This window comes from Acidobacteriota bacterium (assembly GCA_040754075.1).
Lineage (GTDB): Bacteria > Acidobacteriota > Blastocatellia > UBA7656 > UBA7656 > JBFMDH01.
In genome coordinates, this window is the sequence record JBFMDH010000013.1 from 16,566 (window position 1) to 34,808 (window position 18,243).

Consider the following 18,243-nt stretch of genomic DNA (forward strand, 5'->3'; position numbering starts at 1 on the left):
CAAGAGGGGTAAATTATGGAGTTCATGCAACTGGAAATGTTTGTGACTGTGGTTGAAGAAGCGAGTGTTCGCAAGGCTGCCGAACGTGTCCACCGCACCCAACCTGCGGTCAGTATCGCGCTTCGTAAACTCGAAGATGAGGTCGGCTCACCTTTATTTGACCGAACCAATCGTCAGGATACCAAGCTCACACCGACCGGTGAACTGCTTTATGAATACGCCATGCGATTATTGACGATTCGTCGTGAAGCGTTCAGTTCAATTGAAGATTTGAACAGTTTGCGTTCCGGGAAACTGAGAATCGGCGCCAATGAAAGCATCAGTTTTTATCTGCTGCCCAATCTCACTTCCCAATTCCAGCAAAATTACCCGAATGTAAAACTCGAAATCCGTTGCGAAAATTCCAATTCTCTCCTGAACGATTTGCACCAGCGCAAACTGGATGTTGCCTTACTCTCCCATCTTCCTGATGGCGAGGCGTTCGATGCGTTGCCGTTGATGCGTGATGAACTGGTGTTAATCACCAGTCCACACCATCGACTCGCCAAGAAAGAGTTTGTCTCGATAAAAGAACTCGCCAATGAATCGTTTATTGCCGAAGATGTTTTTTCTCCGTGGAGGAAAAAATTTTTAGATGCTTTTGAAAATTCAAACACCGAACTCAACATCATCGTCGATAATGCGCCGATTGAAACGATTAAAAAAATGGTGCAGATGAATCTCGGCATCGGATTCGTTCCCCTGATGTGTGTTGGTGAAGAAATCATCAGCGGAAAACTCGCCCTGCTGCGTTTGAAAGATTTCCAACAGGAACGCACCATCTGGGCAGTTCAACGCAAATTTGCGCCCCATTCTTACGCCGCTAAAGCTTTTATGCGCGTCGTCCAAACTTTGAGCGACGATTCGTTAGAAAAAGCTGAAATGTCCCAACAAAAATTAAAATCACTGAAAAGTAATACAAAATAATTGGAACTCTTATGATGACAGCCACAACTTTGAATTCACCTGAATCTGAACTAATCACCCTTGAAGACGTAGAGCGAGCCGCAGTACGCATCGCACCGTTCGTCCGCCACCCGGCAACCTGTCGCAATCAAACCCTGAGCGAACGATTAAATACCAATGTCTATTTAAAGCCTGAACTCTTTCAAAAGACCGGCGCTTTCAAACTGCGCGGCGCTTTCAATAAAGCGTTGACATTGAGCGAGGAACAAAAACAGACCGGGGTGGTCGCGGTAAGCGGCGGAAACCATGCACAAGCCGTCGCTTATGCGGCGAAAACTTTAGGTTTAAACGCCACGATTCTGATGCCGGAATTCACGCCAAGAAATTATCTGGATGCGACCGCGAATTATGGAGCTGAGATTGTCCTGACCAAATCATTGATGGAGGCTTTCAAACAGGTTCCGCTTTATGAAGCGCACGGCTTTGCATACATTCACCCCTACGATGACCCGTATGTCATCGCCGGGCAAGGCACCATCGGGCTGGAAATATTCGCTGATGTCCCGCAAGTCACCGATGTGGTTTTAAGCGTCGGTGGCGGCGGACTCGCAGGTGGTGTAGCAACGGCTTTAAAGGCGCTGAAACCCGAGGTGCGCGTCTGGGGCGTAGAAACCGAAGGTACACACAGCATGGCAAGCGCGCTTGCCGCCAACCGGGTTGTTGAACTTCCGGCTATCACTTCGATTGCCAAAACCCTCGGCGCTCCGGCGGTCACGGAAAGGACGTTGGCATTGGCTAAAAAATATCTTGAATCCGTCACCGTGGTTAAAGACGAAGAAGCGGTTTCCGAATTGAAGTTTTTATTGGAGCGCGTCAAATTGCTTACCGAACCCGCAGCGTCATGCACACTTGCCGCCGCCGAACACTTGCGGTCAAATTTTTCCCAGGACAGTCACGTCGTTTTGATTTTGTGTGGCGGGAATTTCGGCGTTGAAGATTTGTTCAGGTATTACCAGCAACACTCAATATTGAATGAACAGGTCGAATTCGCTGCTTAAAACTTTTCACTGAACTCTGAAAATACTATTGACCTTTTTACAATTCGGCAAAAAATAGCGGTATGAAACCAAAGCTATTTATCGTCGGCTTTGTGCTTTTATCAATCGCGTCGATTTCTTTGGCGGGTTATCTATATTCAAAACGCATAGACACCCCGAAGGAAAGGGAAAAATACGCAGTCGAAAAAGGCGAAGAAGCGTTCCAACACTATTTCAAATCCGATTACCAGACCGCAAAACAATCCATTCAAAATCATATTGCCTTGCTTGATAAATTGAGCCGTGAATCCAATGACCCGATTCGCAATCCACATGCGGCAGACGCAGCTTTTTTCTGCATTCGATTAGCCAAACTCGAAGAGAAATTTAACGGTCAGGAGAAGGCGAAGTATATGAACGAAGGCGTAGAGCGTTGCAACCGCATCGGAAAAATGGTTTGTAACGAGGAATATTTACGCCAGCAAGTAGATTCTATGGATTTAATTGCGCTTCGTAATGTCGAACGAAAAGCCGAATCACCGGGCAATTGATTTCAATCCTGTAATTTTTTTTTCAACATCTCTCGTTCGCTTTGAAGGCGTTCGGATATTTGTACATCGAAATGAATTTGCCGGTAGAGCGCCAGTAATTCTTCTGGAAGACGCTGCAAATTCGCCCCTGCTCTTTTACGGATAACCTGCAACCTCGCGAATTGCAATTCTCTGGCAGTGGTAAAATCAGTCAAATTTCGGTGCTCGTCAGTTGCGATGCGTGATTCCGTCGCTTTGCCATTATGCATCACCGGAACAATTAATGATTGCCAATGTTTTCCATCCTCAATCGCCGGTTGTTCATCGGCAAAGGTAATCAAATCGGAAATGTACTTTTCATTTTCATCGAGCAATCGCCAAACCTGTTTGGCTCCGGGGTAGGTCGCTTTTTCAGGGCTGAGTTTAATTTTCAAACTAATTTTGCCATTCGCTTCCAGTTCAACCAGTTTATAAATACCGCCCAGCGCCGGTTGATCGAATGAGGTTGCCAGATAAGTTCCGACGCCGAAGGCATCAATGGTTGCGCCCTTTGAAATTAAATCCGCAATGATGTCTTCATTCAAATCGCCGCTCGCGAGAATTTTGGTATTCGACATTCCGGCATCATTCAAAATTTTTCTTGCCCGAATGCTGAGGTCGAGTAAATCGCCGCTATCCAGACGAATCGCAGGAATTTTTTCATTGAAATCACGAGTCAATCTTTCAACCGCGTCAAGCGTATCGTAAGTATCAACCAATATGGTCGCGCTTTCAGGAAATGCCTTTAAAAAAGCGTGAAATGCGGCATCTTCTTTTTCAAACGACATGACAAATGAATGCGCGAGAGTGCCAAAAATCGGGATGCCGAAATGAAACCCGGCTTCAACATTCGAGGTGCCGATGGCTCCTGCGATATAAGCGGCGCGAGCGGCATACATTCCCGCTTCGGTTCCGTGCGCCCGCCGGGTGCCAAATTCGATAATCCCGCTTTTCCCTGCGACGGTCACCAGGCGCGCGGTTTTGCTGGCAATCATGGTCTGAAAATTCAATGTGGATAATAAAAAGGTTTCGACCAGTTGGGCTTCAATGATCGGCGCTTCAACTCTGAGCATTGGCTCATTGGCAAAAAAAGCTGTCCCTTCCGGGAGCGCCCAGACGTTTCCCGAAAATCTGAAGGTCTTTAAATATTCAAAAAATTCCCGGCTGATATTTTTGAATGCAGGTTGTGAACGAAGGTATTCAATCTGTTCGTCGGTAAATTTTAAAGATTCCAGATAATCCAGTGCTTGATCAAGCCCTGCGGCAATCAGATAGGAGCGGTTTTTTAGGGAACGAACAAACATTTCAAAAGTCGCCCGTTCATCGACCATCCCATTTTCAAAATAAGCGGCTGCCATCGTGAGTTGGTATAAATCTGTAGATAACCCGATTGCGCGTTCCATTTTAATTTAATGCTCCCTCCCCGATTGAACAGGATAATTTCATTCAGGATAGTAATCCCTAAGTGAAACCGCAAACCTGATTCCGAAAACTCCGTTTTTATTGGTAAAATCGCTGACTTATGAAAGAATCCAATAACTTAATCGGTATTATTTCCGAATCGCGAATTCGTGTGCGTTATGCTGAAACCGATCAGATGGGCGTTGCCTATCATGGCAATTACCTGGTCTGGTTTGAGGTCGGGCGCAGCCAGTATTGTAATGATTGCGGGTTTTCTTACCGGCAGATGGAAGAAGAGTTGCAACTCTATATGATTGTTGCCGAGGCTTATTGTCGATATAAAAATGCTGCGCGCTACGAAGACGAATTAACTGTTAAAACGACCTTGAAAGCGATAACCCGACGCACAGTGCGATTCGCTTATGAAATCCATCGGGATGACGGCGTGCATATCGCCAGCGGGGAAACTTTACATATTTTGATAAACAAGGATAGTCGCCCATCGAGTATGCCGGAAAAGTTTCTAAACCTGTTGCGTGGCGATGCCAGGATGAATAAAAGTTTTCATGGATAAATTCGTTTTACACAACCAGCAGATTGTTGAAGCGCAGAAAGCCAAAGTTGATGCCACTCTGGCAGGGTTGCTTTACGGCTGGGGAGTGTTTACCACCATGAAAGTTATTGATGGTCGGATTTTCGCCTTTGACAGACATCTTGAGCGATTAATCAAACACGCTGACAAAGCCCGTGTATCTTTTGCTGCGCATAAAAAATCTTTACTGGAAAATATCGCCAGCCTGATTTCGGCAAATCAAATCAGCAATGGGCGATTGCGGCTTACGGTTTTAAAAAGTGATGCCGGCATCTGGAGAACCGAGCCTAAGAACGAAGCCGAAGTTCTGGTATTTACCGCCAGCGAACCCAATCAACGGTCAAGAGAATTGAATTTAACCAACTCACCTTACCGATTGCTTTCGACGAATCCGATGGTCAATATCAAACGCACGGCGATGCTCGAACAATTGCTGGCTTTGGAAGAGGCTCGTCATCGAAATTTTGACGATGCAGTTTTATTGAATGAACGGGGAGAGATGATATCAACTACATCGGGGAATATTTTCTGGGCACAGGATACTGAACTTTATACTCCGTCTCTGGCGACCGGGTGCATCGCCGGAATAACCAGAGCCTTGGTTATCGAGGTTGCCAAACGAATAAACATTCATGTCAGTGAAGGCAGCTACCCGATAACCCGTTTGCTCGACGCCAGTGAAGTTTTTATCACCTCAACCACCAGAGGAATCACTCAGGTCAAATCTTTTGATATAAAAATTTTCGATAACCGATTCGCTGTAGTCGCTAAAAATATCAATCGTCAATATGAAAAATTATTCAGCGATGCTAAGCTGATTTCATAAGTATTTCCTAATCATTTTCAACTAATGGAGTTTTAGATTGTGGCAATCAACGACCCGGAAGCAATCAGACGAATTTTAGAAACCACCAGAACCATTGCGGTCATCGGGCTTTCATCCGACCCCAGACGACCGAGTTATGATGTGTCGCGGTTTATGCAATCCAAAGGCTATCGCATTATTCCGGTCAACCCATTTGAAACCCAGGTCTTGAATGAAAAAGCCTATGCCACCCTAGTTGATGTTCCCTATGAAATTGATTTGGTGAATATATTTCGTCGCAGCCAGGAAGCCGGGCAATTCGTTGACCAGGCGATTACCCTTGGCATTAAAGCCGTGTGGATGCAGGATGGCGTGATTGACACCGCAGCCGCAAAACGGGCAGTGGATGAAGGGCTTGATGTCGTAATGGACGACTGTATCCTCAGACAATACATTCGACGAATGCGGTAGTTGGTTTACTTGATTCCAACCTTCACCGCAAGCGTTCAGCGCGGACATTGAAAATGACTACAAATATTTCATCGCCTCTTAAAAACTGAGTCCAGATGCGGTAATTCCCTTCCCTTGGAAACAACGCTTCAAAGGTAACATTGGGACCCCCGAAAAATAATTTTTCGTTGGTGATTTCCGTATCGAATGGGTCGGGCGGAAGTTCGACCGGGTGGGAATGAACGTAATCGGTTTGGTCATCACTTAAAATCAACGTATGCCCCCAGGCACCGAGATAAGGTGAGAGGTCGTGAATCGGTTCTCCGGTTTTGGCATCGGTCAGGTGGTATTTTAATGTGGTCTGGCGTCCGGCAATGATTTTCCCTTCTTCGATTTTGATTTCAACCTGCAACGGATTTAATTCACGGTGTTGCAATTTTGCGAAGTCTACACCGATATTTTCGGCATTTTCAGCCAGAATTTTCTCACCGCTAAAAATTTTTGATAAGCTGTGGTCAACCTTTATTTCTGTTTTGGCTCCGAACAAATCCGCCTGGTAACCGGCTGTCGCGATATTTTTTTGCAGCACCTGTGGGCTTCCTTCAAGCGGATAAAAGTCACTGTAGATTTTATAGCGTCCGGGTTTTGGCAACTGCGTTTCAATGGTAAAGCTGCCATCTTTATTAAAAGCCGGGTGAATATGTTGAAATTGTGAGAGGTCTTGACTGACAACGAATACATGAAAGAGTTTTTCATGAAGCAAGGCAAACTCTTGAACCTGTTTTCCGCTTTTCGGATTGATTACGGTGAAGCGCAATTTCAATTTCTCACCGGGTTTGGGTTGGAGCGGATTCGCCTCCATCTGCAAAATAAAATCGTCTACCACGTCCGGGTAGATTGATACCAACGGCATGGCACATTTCGGGCATTTACCTTTGGTTTTGGTACGAACCTCCGGGTGCATCGTACACATAAATTCAGCGTCTTCGTCGACTTTACCTTGCGATTTTTCTTCAGATTTCTGCTCGCTTTTTTGATTGAAGTTGGCACGAACCAAAGCTGATTTTGAGACTAATAAAAACAGAGTGAAGAGAGCAAAGATGATAATAGACAAGCGTTTCATAATTCCCCCAAACCGTTAAAATGCCGAAGCCTATTTTATCCAAGCTTCGGCATTTTTTTCTATAAAGAAATCATTCCAAGATTAATCCAGCCAGTGATTGACTTAAATTTGATTCTGCTGAGTAAGCGATTATTGACCGCGATTCCCCCATCAAATCGTCTTTAAGCCACTCATCTCTAATAACTCAGCGTATAAGACCGCGACTCCAAGTCCTCGTTTACAATTTTAATCGTGTTATCGCCAGCCTTTATTCCCATGTTCTTGGCTTTGCCTTTTAATTTGATGGAGGTGTCACCGGAAGCTCTGATGAAACTGCTCTGGTCAACATCGTTAATGATGACTTTCGGAGACCTTCCAAAATTGCTTCCGGTAATGATTAAAACTTTCGGCGTCTGGAAAACTGCTGAACTGATTACCGGGCCCAGGCTTCGATCAATCTGGAAAGCTCCACGTCCATAAGTCGCCACCTGAATCAACCCGCTTTTTTGCGATGAAAAGGCGGTCACAATCGCCGGAGGCATTCCCTTGTTGTAGTAATCCCAATTCGTGCCACCGTTCCCTGAGCGGAACACGCCAATATCGGTTCCTAGAAAATAAATATTGGGGTTCAAGGGGTCAAAAATAAATGCGCTTGCCGGAATATCCGGGAGATTGCCGCTAATATCCGTCCAGGTCTGCCCGATATTGGTGGTTTTAAAAATATGACCGCTGCCATAACCGGAAAGCGATAAATAGGCAATCTCGGAATTTGCCGGATCAACATAGACAGTGGAAATCGAACGATTGGGTAAACCGGCGGTCACCTCGCTCCACGTCAGTCCGGCATCGGTTGAAACCATCGCTCGCCCCTGACGCGACCCCGTATAAATAATATTTTTATTCGCGGGACCAACCCCGATGGCTGTCAGCACGTCGATTCCGGCTGAGGTATTCCCTTTGGTTAAATCCAAATCACCCGCAGGGGCAATCCAGTTGTTACCATCGTCTTCGCTGATAAACAACCGCCACGTCCCGAAATATAATGTTTGATCAAGATTATTGCCGGTAAATGGCGGGTAAAACGCTACTCGCGGGCTGGATGAACTCTCACCAAAGGTCGAATCGAACCCGACCTGATAATCAAATGAGGCGGTGTTATTCGAGAAGCGATAAATATTGTTTCGCACATAGGTGGTGAAAACCACTGACGGGTCTAAAGGGTTGATGACGACGCGCCCGCCATCCCCTGAAAAAAATTCCTGCCATTGATTGCCATTCTGAGTTCGGCGTTGTGTGCCATTGTCCTGCGTTCCACCATAGGTAACGGCGGGATTGGTGGGATGTGTGGCAAGGCTCGTAAACATGGTTAAATTCAAGGTTGAATTCAAACTCGAAAAGCTATCGCCGCCGTTGCTTGATTTAAAAATTCCGCCGTCATTGCCAATCAATAATTCGCGCGAGTTCAACTCTGAAAACCAGAGCGCGTGTTGGTCAGGGTGGGCATTGGAAGAGTTTGGGAAGTACCCCCAGGTTGAACCGGTAAACCGGAAATTTTTGGTTTTATTCGTCCAGCTTAATCCGCCATCTACACTTTTGAAGACATCACGCGAGCCGATATAAATGGTGTTGGCATCAGATGGGTCAACGTGCAGATAGGTGTTATAACCGAATTGGGCAGGGTCGATGCCCTCATTTCCAAAAGTCAATACTCTTTCCCCAAAGGTATTGCCGCCATTGGTGCTGATATAGAGATTAAATCTTGCAGCCGTGCCACTGACGCCGCCTGAATAAACATAGAGGTTTTGCGGGGCTGCCGGAGTGACGGCTATCCGCACATCTGCGGTTCGATTGAGGTCATAAGGGGTTGTGAAAATCCTCGTCCAGCTTAATCCGCCATCAGTTGAGCGGTAGAGTCCCGCAGGAGTGTTTGCCGGTGAATCAACGCGAGCCACACCCAGATAAAGGGTTCGCGAATTTGAAACATCCAACACCAAATCTCTCGGCAATCCGGTTAAGGTCTTTGTCCAGCTAATGCCACCATCGGTTGATAAATAAAAACCGCTCGAAAATCGTTGACTCTCATTCAATCTCGCATATTGCGCCAGGTAAATCCGATTAGCATCGTTCGGGTCAACGGCTAAATCCGCTGCCTGCCCTTTGGTTGGCAACGTACCGTCTGAATTAACCCGAACCCAACTTCGTCCGGCGTCCGTAGATTTCAGTACCCCTGTTCCAAAATAGGCGCTCTTATAATCGCCTAACCCTGCGTAAACCACACTTGGATTGCTCTTTGCAAAAGCGATGGCGCTCACAGCTAAATCAACTTGATTATCGGTTACCGGTTCAAAATTGACGCCGCCATCGCCGGAACGGAAAATGCCGCCGGTGGCGCTCCCTATCAAAATAATATTTGGGTTATGGGGTGAAACGGCAATAGCGTTGATGCGACCGCTGGTCAACCCCCAATTATTCATGAAAGCCGAACGGGTTGGTGAAGGACCAATGGATTCCCAGATGGTCGCTGATAGGTTTTCCAATCCATCACTCTCATCAAATCTTGCGGGGCGCGAAAGAAAAGCCCGACGGCGTGCCTCATCTGGAATATCTTCAAAAGGATAAGCGCGTTGAAAATAAAACCAATCCAATCGCTCATCAATTTTATCCTCGTCGGAATGGAATGCTTCCAACTCTTCCACCATTGGAATCACCAGTGGATTAGCGTTTCGGTGGATTTCCGTAAACCTCGGAGAGAGCAAACCGGAAAATAGAATAACCAGACACAAACCGCTTAATACATTTCTTTTCATTTCACGACACCCATTTTTTTTTTGACAGGGAGATGATGAGATTTTTCAGGAGGTCTAATTCTGCCGCAAAATTCGTTCAGGGAGAAGTAAAATTTGCTACTCCCTGAACGGACATTGAAGCGCCACTAATCGGCGGCGACCTCTTCTTGTTTGCTCGACTCAGCCATCCACTTTTCCAATTTTTCCATATCCTTGCCAATCGTCCGTGAGGCAAGAAATAAAACGATAGCCAGGAGCACTCCCAGAATCGGCACCACATACATAGCCATATGCAGCCCCGCGCCTCTGAATGGCTCAAGCGCCTGTTGGGTAAACTCGGTTATGCCAGCCGCTGCGGCTGCCTGCCTGGTGAAATAATCGCTCAGAAATCCGGTTCCCACGGGACCAAATGAAGCGCCGAGAACATACATGGCGAAAAAGTAAATCGCCATTGCGGTTCCGCGAAGCGATGGTTCGATGACATCTTGAATCGCCGAATAAACCGTCGAGTAATAGACATACATGGTTGCGATGCCTATAGAAGCCAAAATCATAAACCCAACCCACTCGCCAGCAGGTCGCGCGATACTGAAATACATAAATGGAATGGTTATCACTAACGCCACCGCAGCGACCACCATTCGTCCGTTTTTTTGTTTACGCACCGCCGCATCGCCCAAGACCCCGCCAACCAATAAACCGGGAATTCCCGCAATGCCATTGACCACCATTGCAATCAATCCGGCATTTTTGATATTCATTGAGTGATAGCGCATCAAAAACGGTGTCAAAAAAGAGCCGATGGCGTACATATTAAAGTTGTGCAAAGCGCCCGACAGAATCAACCACCACATGGTCGGAATCGAAAGCACCAATAAAAACGGAGACCCTTCTCGCTTTTTTTGTCCGACGCGATGGATTTCCGTCGCCCCTCGTTGCGGTTCACGCATAAAATAAGCCGCAACCGCACAAATAATCCCCGGAATTCCGGCAATATAAAAAGCGGCTCGCCATCCGTAGGATTGCGCAATCAAGCCGCTGACGGCATAGCTCAGGGCGATACCAATCGGCAACCCCAACATAAAAACCGAAAGCGCTTTGGCGCGTTTGGTGGCGGGAAATAAATCGCCCAGTAACGAGGTAGCGGCAGGCGCACAGGTCGCTTCACCGATGCCAACTCCCAAACGCATCATAAACATTTGCGAAAAATTCTTTGCCATCCCGGAAGTAACGGTCAACAAACTCCAGATGAAAACCCCAAAAGAGAGGATTCTGGTTCTCGCATATTTGTCAGCCAATCTGCCAAGCGGCAATCCGACAAATGCATAAATAAGCGTGAATGAGGTGCCCAGCGTGCCAAGCACTGTGTCATTCAATCCCCATTCTTTTCTGATCATTTCACCGACCGCGCCGAGAATTTGCCGGTCAAAAAAATTCATGGTGTTGATGGCAAACACCAAGCCTAAAACCCATCCCGCTTTACTTTTATTGCTCATGAAATTCCTCTTTGAATAATGATTTCGGCAATCCCACCCCATAACCAATCGTGGTCAACGCATATAAAACCAATCGGACAATTTCAGCTATGCTCGATTTTTTTTGTTGAGAGCTTACTAAATGTTTCTTTTACTTGTGACGGATGAAAGGATGATTACCAAAAATCGAAAGTTACCTTCCGATGAAATTGGCTTTGCGTTTTTCAAGAAATGCCTGAACGCCTTCTTTAAAATCCTGAGAGCGAAAACAATCGGCTTGATTCACTGCTTCGTTATCCAACGCCTCGGCAAGCGTGTGATTCATCGCATAATTCAATTCCTGTTTGATTTTTGCCAGTGCAACCGACGGAGCCGCCGCCAAACGAGTCGCCAGTTCATTGACGGTACGATCCAATTCAGACAGTGGGACGACACGGTTGATCAAACCCAGGTTGAGCGCGTCCTCAGCTGACAGCAACTCACCGGTTGCAATTAACTCGAAAGCTTTGGCGTACCCAACGGTTCGCGGTAAGAAAAAACTTCCGCCACCGTCTGGCGCAAGTCCGATTTTCACAAACACCTGTCCGAATCTGGCTTCATCAGAGGCGATGATGAGGTCGCAGGCAAGCGCATAATTGCAGCCGACACCGGCAGCCGCGCCATGCACTCTGGCAATAATCGGTTTATTCAATTCGCGCATGGCGACTACCGTCGGGTTGGTATTTTCTCTTAAAAGTTTGGTGACATCGATTTCCCTTAAATTGAAATTTTCGGATGATTGTAAATCCGCTCCGGCGCAAAAGCTGTCGCCGGAGCCGGTCAGGATGATGACTTTCGATTCATCTTCAGCCGATTCCTGGATTGCTTGACGCAAAAGCGCAAGCGTTTCATTATCGGCAGCATTGCGGCGTTCCGGGCGATTAAAGGTGATGCGTTTAATGCCGTTTTCAAGAGAAACCAATAGCTTCGATTCTGTTGTCATAATTATTTTCAATCCTGATTATTATTTGAATGCGCGTTATTCTCTATGAAAGCGCGCGGTTTTGCAATGCGGATAAAATTCGATTCCCGGATTTTCAAAGTTTTGAAATTTATTAAGCGGCACATTGCTTGACACTCGTCATCAGGGCTTCGTACCATGCTCGGCTAACTCACATAAACTTTTTATCACTTTTAAGTCAAAGCACTTTAAGGAGGTCATTCGCTTGCAACCACAACCAAAGCCGACACAGCCCGATATTCGCGCCATTGCCCGTTTAATCAAACCGAGCGGCAATCTTGTACAAGGGCAAAATGAAATCCCCATCCACCCCGATTTGCGCGAGGCGTTAACTCAAGTCGTTGCCGAAGGGCTGAATCATTATAGTTTCTTTGAGGGAGTCGCAGAGTTACGACAAGCCGTTGCCGAAAAAATAAAACTTTTTAACGGCATTACCGTAAACCCCGAAGCTCAACCGTTGGAATTGATGATAACTCCCGGTGGAACCGGCGGCATAGTCACCGTTTCCCATACCTACCTTCGACAAGCCTCGGCGGTGGTCTTTGAACCTTATTACCCTTATCACAAAAAAACTCTGGCGACCTGCGATGCCAAAACCGATGTCATCAAACTCAAGGGGGATAATCTGGTTCTCGATTTGGATGAACTTCGCAAGGTGTGCGCGGAAGGCGTCAACCGCAGCGAATATCCGATTAAAGCTATCATCGTTTGCTCGCCTGCAAATCCCACTGGACGGGTACTGACTCGCGATGAATTGACCGGAATATTAAAAATTGCCGAAGAGTTTAATCTGTTCATCATTGCTGATGAAGTTTACGAACACTTCACCTTAACGTCGGAAGACCATATTTCCATCGCCTCGCTGCCGGGCGGGTTTGAACGGACAATTACCGTCAATTCATTCTCGAAATCCTGGGCGATTTCCGGTTGGCGCATCGGCTATATGTACGGGCCCGGACATTTGATTGGCAAAATCGGGCTGTTAGGAAACCTCTACTACGTTTGCACACCCACGCCCTTACAACACGCCTTATCGAGAGTGTTGATGGCAGACCCATCGTTTTATGGCAAGTTGCGATTAGATTTTGGTCGCAAGCGGAAAATTTTATGCGACGCTTTGGAAAGCGTCGGTTTTCAAGTTTATAACTCGCGTTCAGCATTTTATCTCTGGGCAAAAATCCCTCCGCGGTTTAATAACTCGGTAGAATTAAATGAATTTTTGATAAAGGAAGCGGGAGTTGCCGCAGTTCCCGGAAGCGCCTTTATGGATAACCTGGAAGAAGATGTTTATATGCGCTGGTGTTTTGCCAGGGAAGATGCCATGTTGGAAGAAGCCTCGGCAAAAATTAAAAAAGTTCTCGGTTAAGTTGTTCGACTTGTTCAACCGAATCCCTTACGTGTATTGTTTTTTCTCAAAGTTTTTCCGGCATCCCCCGTTTTTTGTGAGGTAACAGTATGAGAATAAGACCGAGTGAAAGACAGGAAATCAACGAAATTTGTCGTGAAGAATTGGAAATCGCGTCCCAACGAATCAGTGAACGATTAGGACAATTTGAAGCGCGTCCGGCTTCAAATAGCGATGACAAACTGGAAACCGTTCGTAAATTTTATGAAGACCTGGCGGACAAAAACTGGACAATGGCAGACGAAGACGCCTTAAAAAATCTCTCGGACATGAGAGAAGATGAAATCAAACATTTAATGCGCGTCGGATTTCGTAAAGCACTTTTATTCCCTATTCCAAATTTTGCCTATTTAATCAGCGCCGCAACCGAAGAAAAAGTAGCGGATTATGGCACCGGCTCATTGGTCAACCTTGATGCGGTTTCGGCTGCTGAACGTGAACATCTGGCATTCGTCCTTGAAAAAGAGTTGGCGGAAGCGGTGCAGGATATTGCGATGAATTTGCAACTAAACACCTCTAAAGCCGAATTGGTTCGCAAGCAATTGCAATTAACCCAGGGCAACATCATTGGTCGGTTGACCCCGCTGGCATAGTTTTTGGCAATGGTTTTTGTTGTTAATTTCAACCTTTAGGAGAGTGAAATGGCAGAAAACGATTACAGTTCAATCTGGACATTGAATTCGGCAGCCGTAAAAGAAGCCGTCGAGATGATGAAGTATCTCTTGATTGTGATGGTAGCGACCGCGATATTTATTTATGTTGTCGGATTTGTTGCCAACCTCTAAACCTCTTTTGATTTTCTATTCGCGAGTAGTTTCATTGAAGCGATAATGAAATTACTCGCGCCCTGTTTTTCTAATTGTGGAAGAAGCAACCGCCGATAACCAACCTGTCAAACCGGATTCCTTCAACTACTTTAATTATTTCACCGAGATTGAAGAAGAGTTCGTCCGTCGGCGCGGGAAACCGATGTTTATTTCTCCGCTGGACTGGGCGCTGATCGAAAGTTGGAAGAATGCGCAGATTCCTCTGCATATCGTCATTCGCGCCATTAATGAATCATTCGATGCTTATGAAGCCAAGGGGCGAAAATATCGAAAGGTGAATTCAATCTTCTATTGCGAACAAATGGTCGAATCGCTATTTGCCGACTATCGACTCACTCAAGTAGGCGCGGTTCAACCGCCTGAGATTAAATTAAAGCAAGCGGATTCCCAGAATCCATCGGCATTTTCCAAATCCACCATCGTCGAATTTCTCTTGCGTTCGCAACGCGAATTGGCAATAGCAGAAAAACAAGCACAAGAATCTCAGCGAAAAAACACCATTGAAGCGATTCGTCGTTCTCGTTCGCGATTGAATGAATTAATCCATGAATTGGATAATGCCCATTCATTCAATGAAGAAGCTATTGAACATGATTTAGACGCCATCGACCGATTGCTTTTAAAGTCTATCTCCGACGATTTATCTGTTGAAGAATCGCAACGCCTCAGACAGGATGCGGAAAATCAACTCGCCATCTATAAAAAGAAAATGGATAAAAAAATATTTCAACGAACTGTAGATAATTTTATCGCCAGACGAATGCGCGAAATGAACCTGATTCCTCGATTGAGCCTGTTTTATATTTAAGTATGCAAATTTCGCCGGGCGATATATTGGAAGTCACCACAGAACGCCTCACTTATGGCGGTGAGGCAATTGCCCGTTACCAGGGGTTGGCGATTTTTATTCCATTCGCGGCTCCGCAGGAACGATTGCTGATTCAAATCACCGAAAAGAAAAAAAATTATGCGCGAGCCAGAATCAAAAAGGTGCTTTCGCCTTCGCCTGCCAGAATAGAACCCTTTTGTCAGTATTTCGGTCGATGTGGAGGTTGTCAGTTTCAACACGTAGATTACCAAACCCAGTTGAATGAGAAAGTCGGGTTTATTCGCGATGCGCTTAAACGGATTGGCGGGATAAACTGGCAAAAGGAAATTCCAATTCGCTCTGCCAAAGAATATGGTTATCGTTTAAGAGCACAAATCAAGGTCGATTATGATGACAATGATCATCTGGTAATTGGATTTCATCAGGCAAATTCCCATCAACTTTGTGATATAGAGAGTTGCCCGGTTTTATTGCCTCAACTCAATGATCTGTTGGCTCGCACTCGCAGTGCGTTAAAGGGTCAATCTGAAATCCTCACGTCCGAGGTGGATTTGGCAACCGATGGATTAAAGGCGCGAACCGAACCGCAATTTTTTGATTTTCACACCGACGACCTCGAAATTGAAATCGGCGAAACCAAATACCGGTTTTCACCTTCGGTCTTTTTTCAAGGCAATTTCCTGCTCCTCGAAGAATTTGTCAACGCAGTAACCCAATCGGAATCCGGGGATTTTGCCCTGGACCTATATTCCGGGGTTGGGTTGTTTTCGTTGCCGCTTGCCCAAAAATTCAAAACCGTTGTTGGCGTTGAATCTAACCTTGATGCGTATGATTATGCAGCGCAAAACGCTTTGCTCAACCACCGGACAAACGTGAATTTTTACAATCAGAAAGCGAATGATTGGTTAGATGGGTTTTTCGATAAAGGGAATCTACCCACACCTGATTTAGTCGTATTAGACCCGCCACGCGCAGGTGCGATTGATTGCCTCGATCAACTTATTCGATTGAATGCTCCTAAAATCACTTATGTTTCCTGTGACCCGACGACTTTAGCTCGCGATTTAAAATCACTTTTATCAAACCATTATCAATTGGAACAGATTGTTGCCTTGGATTTATTTCCACAAACCTTTCATATCGAAACCATCGCTTTTTTAGAAAGGGTGGCTTAATCAAACTGCAATACTGAGGAAGAAAATTGTTTTCAGCATGAGCAAACATCAGGAGGAAGAAGATGGAAAATGACGGATTCAATGAAGTGGTATTACAAACCTTGAAAGAAAGGTTGACGAAAATTTTGCCGAATCAAATTCGGGCATGTCTGGATGAGTTAAGTGAAGACCAAATCTGGTGGCGACCAAATGAATCAAGTAACTCGATTGGCAATCTCATCCTTCATGTTTCAGGGTCTTTAAAACACTATCTCGCCCATCAAATCGGCGGGATCGAATACTCGCGCAACCGTTCGGCTGAATTTGCAGAGCGAAGCAATCTCCCGAAAGCTGAGCTATTGAATATCTTCAATCAAATGATTACGGAGGTTTCGCAGACCATCGACTCATTTGCGGCTTCCAGATTTTTAGAAGAATCTTCCGAACCACATTACAACCCAACGCTTTTCCACGCATTTTTGAATGCGACAATCCATCTGGCGGTTCATACCGGACAAATTGTCTTTATCGCAAAAATGTTGAAGGAGGGAGCTGTGGAAGAAATCTGGATTAAGTCATTTCGGAATTAGCTCTGAAAACTTTTCTCATTGCCGGGCTATAACAATTCACGAAGTTTTTTGGCGGCGCGATAATGAATGGCGTTGGCTTCGGAAGGAATTTCACCCGGACGAAATAGTCCGTCAACCCAGCGCAGATATTCACCAATAGTGCGTTTGCCTTTAACAATGATTTTTACTCCTTTTCGACTTTGAGATGCCGAAAAATGATAGACAAATTTATCGGAAACGAGATAAACCCCCTCTTCCCACAGGTTTTTCTTAATTTCTTTTCCGTCTATTCCGAGCAAAAGCCCTTGGGATATGATTTGTTCAAACTGGGAATTGGTTTCAGACATAGCTTATTTTTACCCGAACATTGGGTCTCTCGCAATTTAGTTTATGATTAAACTCACGACCTGCTTGTTCGCTTTCGATCAGTGAGGTAATATGATTTACCATTTTTGTTTTCAATCCATTCATATGGGCGAAATCTAAAATAATCTGAAAATGACAGGCAAAAGAAACGGGTGAAAGATGGGGATAACCCTAATCTCCTATTTCACTTTATAAAAGAGAAACAAGCTATGATGAGAAAACCGACAAAGATAATAAGCCGAGTAGAAGGTGACGTACGGATTGTGAAAATTACCGGAAGGCTGGACCCGGGTGATGGACATGATTTATTGAGTGATCACATTCAAAAATATATTGAAGAAGGTGAAAATAATTTTCTAGTCGATCTCAGAGCAGTAACTTATATCAGCAGTACAGGTATCGGCAGTTTAATCAAATGTTATCGGGCAGTATTAAAGCAAAAAGGCCATGTTAAACTACTATCCCCTTCACAATCCGTAAGAAATATTCTTGCGATTTCCAAATTAGATGGGGTGTTTGAAATATTTTCGGACGATAATGAAGCCCTTGAGAGTTTCAATGCTGCAAATGATGAAGAATCCAAAGCTAAGACCAAATCAAAAAAATAAGCCGGGGATTAATTTCCCGGCTTTTTATCTTTGGGTCTGGGTTCCGGTTCACTTTTTGGCCCTTTCGGTTTGACGGGCGGCGGTCCCGGCGGGTCTTTCTTCTTATCATCTTTTTTCTGTTCAGTGAAAATGCCAACCCCACCCTGGGCTGCCTTGATTTCCGGAGTAATCATGCCAGTGGTTGAAATAAAGATGGCGATTAAAAATGTGATGAATAATTTTTTCATAACTACCTCTGCCAACTCAACCAGTCCGGTGAAACCTTATAAGCATATCATTCCCTTCCCGGTTGTAAACTCATTCCTTAATTGAATACCGAATTC

General features: G+C 45.4%; 20 protein-coding genes. 13 read left to right on the plus strand and 7 right to left on the minus strand.

Annotated features, from left to right (window positions below):
* Positions 1–15: 15 nt before the first annotated feature.
* The 3 genes from AB1757_15215 (at position 16) to AB1757_15225 (ending at position 2,533) form a co-directional block, all read left to right on the plus strand.
* The gene (locus AB1757_15215) at positions 16–966 is read left to right on the plus strand and encodes a LysR family transcriptional regulator (protein ID MEW6128387.1); all 951 of its coding nucleotides are present in this window, start codon (positions 16–18) and stop codon (positions 964–966) included.
* 11 nt (positions 967–977) lie between these two features.
* On the plus strand, positions 978–2,003 hold the full coding sequence (locus AB1757_15220; GenBank protein MEW6128388.1) for a threonine/serine dehydratase: 1,026 nt from the start codon (positions 978–980) through the stop codon (positions 2,001–2,003).
* Positions 2,004–2,065: 62 nt separating this feature from the next.
* Positions 2,066–2,533 carry a hypothetical protein gene (locus tag AB1757_15225; protein MEW6128389.1) on the plus strand — a complete coding sequence of 156 codons (468 nt, stop codon included), beginning with the start codon at positions 2,066–2,068 and terminating at the stop codon, positions 2,531–2,533.
* Positions 2,534–2,535: 2 nt separating this feature from the next.
* Here the strand turns inward: AB1757_15225 and AB1757_15230 are convergent, their stop codons facing one another.
* Positions 2,536–3,954, minus strand: a complete 1,419-nt coding sequence (locus tag AB1757_15230; GenBank protein ID MEW6128390.1) for a nicotinate phosphoribosyltransferase — start codon at positions 3,952–3,954, stop codon at positions 2,536–2,538.
* 119 nt (positions 3,955–4,073) lie between these two features.
* Here AB1757_15230 and AB1757_15235 point away from each other — a divergent pair, with 119 nt between their 5' ends.
* From AB1757_15235 to AB1757_15245, 3 genes are read left to right on the plus strand one after another with little or no spacing between them, the layout of a single operon-like run.
* Positions 4,074–4,526, plus strand: a complete 453-nt coding sequence (locus tag AB1757_15235) for a thioesterase family protein (protein ID MEW6128391.1) — start codon at positions 4,074–4,076, stop codon at positions 4,524–4,526.
* Entirely contained in the window at positions 4,519–5,370 is an 852-nt protein-coding gene (locus AB1757_15240) for an aminotransferase class IV (protein ID MEW6128392.1), read from the plus strand. The genes AB1757_15235 and AB1757_15240 overlap by 8 nt, the downstream gene beginning before the upstream one ends.
* Before the next feature lie 39 nt (positions 5,371–5,409).
* Entirely contained in the window at positions 5,410–5,820 is a 411-nt protein-coding gene (locus AB1757_15245; GenBank protein MEW6128393.1) for a CoA-binding protein, read from the plus strand.
* 22 nt (positions 5,821–5,842) lie between these two features.
* Here AB1757_15245 and AB1757_15250 read toward each other — a convergent pair whose 3' ends face one another.
* The 4 genes from AB1757_15250 to AB1757_15265 all read right to left on the minus strand — a co-directional run bounded on the left by AB1757_15250 (position 5,843) and on the right by AB1757_15265 (position 12,144).
* A complete protein-coding gene (locus tag AB1757_15250; protein MEW6128394.1) occupies positions 5,843–6,922 on the minus strand; it encodes a heavy metal-binding domain-containing protein in 1,080 nt (359 codons plus the stop codon).
* Positions 6,923–7,098: 176 nt separating this feature from the next.
* The gene (locus tag AB1757_15255; protein ID MEW6128395.1) at positions 7,099–9,708 is read right to left on the minus strand and encodes a hypothetical protein; all 2,610 of its coding nucleotides are present in this window, start codon (positions 9,706–9,708) and stop codon (positions 7,099–7,101) included.
* Positions 9,709–9,833: 125 nt separating this feature from the next.
* A complete protein-coding gene (locus AB1757_15260) occupies positions 9,834–11,183 on the minus strand; it encodes an MFS transporter (protein ID MEW6128396.1) in 1,350 nt (449 codons plus the stop codon).
* 172 nt (positions 11,184–11,355) lie between these two features.
* The gene (locus AB1757_15265) at positions 11,356–12,144 is read right to left on the minus strand and encodes an enoyl-CoA hydratase (GenBank protein MEW6128397.1); all 789 of its coding nucleotides are present in this window, start codon (positions 12,142–12,144) and stop codon (positions 11,356–11,358) included.
* Positions 12,145–12,367: 223 nt separating this feature from the next.
* On the opposite strand from AB1757_15265, the gene AB1757_15270 reads away from it, so the two are divergent.
* The 6 genes from AB1757_15270 (at position 12,368) to AB1757_15295 (ending at position 16,967) form a co-directional block, all read left to right on the plus strand.
* The gene (locus AB1757_15270) at positions 12,368–13,528 is read left to right on the plus strand and encodes a pyridoxal phosphate-dependent aminotransferase (protein MEW6128398.1); all 1,161 of its coding nucleotides are present in this window, start codon (positions 12,368–12,370) and stop codon (positions 13,526–13,528) included.
* A gap of 89 nt (positions 13,529–13,617) precedes the next feature.
* On the plus strand, positions 13,618–14,160 hold the full coding sequence (locus tag AB1757_15275; protein ID MEW6128399.1) for a hypothetical protein: 543 nt from the start codon (positions 13,618–13,620) through the stop codon (positions 14,158–14,160).
* A 48-nt stretch (positions 14,161–14,208) separates the two neighbouring features.
* On the plus strand, positions 14,209–14,352 hold the full coding sequence (locus AB1757_15280) for a hypothetical protein (GenBank protein ID MEW6128400.1): 144 nt from the start codon (positions 14,209–14,211) through the stop codon (positions 14,350–14,352).
* A gap of 76 nt (positions 14,353–14,428) precedes the next feature.
* Positions 14,429–15,202, plus strand: coding sequence for a hypothetical protein (locus tag AB1757_15285; GenBank protein MEW6128401.1), 774 nt, complete (start codon positions 14,429–14,431; stop codon positions 15,200–15,202).
* Positions 15,203–15,204: 2 nt separating this feature from the next.
* Positions 15,205–16,398, plus strand: coding sequence for a class I SAM-dependent RNA methyltransferase (locus tag AB1757_15290; protein ID MEW6128402.1), 1,194 nt, complete (start codon positions 15,205–15,207; stop codon positions 16,396–16,398).
* 62 nt (positions 16,399–16,460) lie between these two features.
* The gene (locus AB1757_15295; protein ID MEW6128403.1) at positions 16,461–16,967 is read left to right on the plus strand and encodes a DUF1572 family protein; all 507 of its coding nucleotides are present in this window, start codon (positions 16,461–16,463) and stop codon (positions 16,965–16,967) included.
* Positions 16,968–16,993: 26 nt separating this feature from the next.
* Here AB1757_15295 and AB1757_15300 read toward each other — a convergent pair whose 3' ends face one another.
* Complete coding sequence (locus tag AB1757_15300; protein ID MEW6128404.1) at positions 16,994–17,293, minus strand: hypothetical protein; 300 nt, start codon at positions 17,291–17,293, stop codon at positions 16,994–16,996.
* A gap of 228 nt (positions 17,294–17,521) precedes the next feature.
* Between AB1757_15300 and AB1757_15305 the strand changes: the two genes are divergently transcribed.
* On the plus strand, positions 17,522–17,920 hold the full coding sequence (locus AB1757_15305) for an STAS domain-containing protein (GenBank protein MEW6128405.1): 399 nt from the start codon (positions 17,522–17,524) through the stop codon (positions 17,918–17,920).
* 8 nt (positions 17,921–17,928) lie between these two features.
* On the opposite strand, the gene AB1757_15310 is transcribed toward AB1757_15305, so the two are convergent.
* Complete coding sequence (locus tag AB1757_15310) at positions 17,929–18,147, minus strand: hypothetical protein (protein ID MEW6128406.1); 219 nt, start codon at positions 18,145–18,147, stop codon at positions 17,929–17,931.
* Between the last annotated feature and the right edge of the window lie 96 nt (positions 18,148–18,243).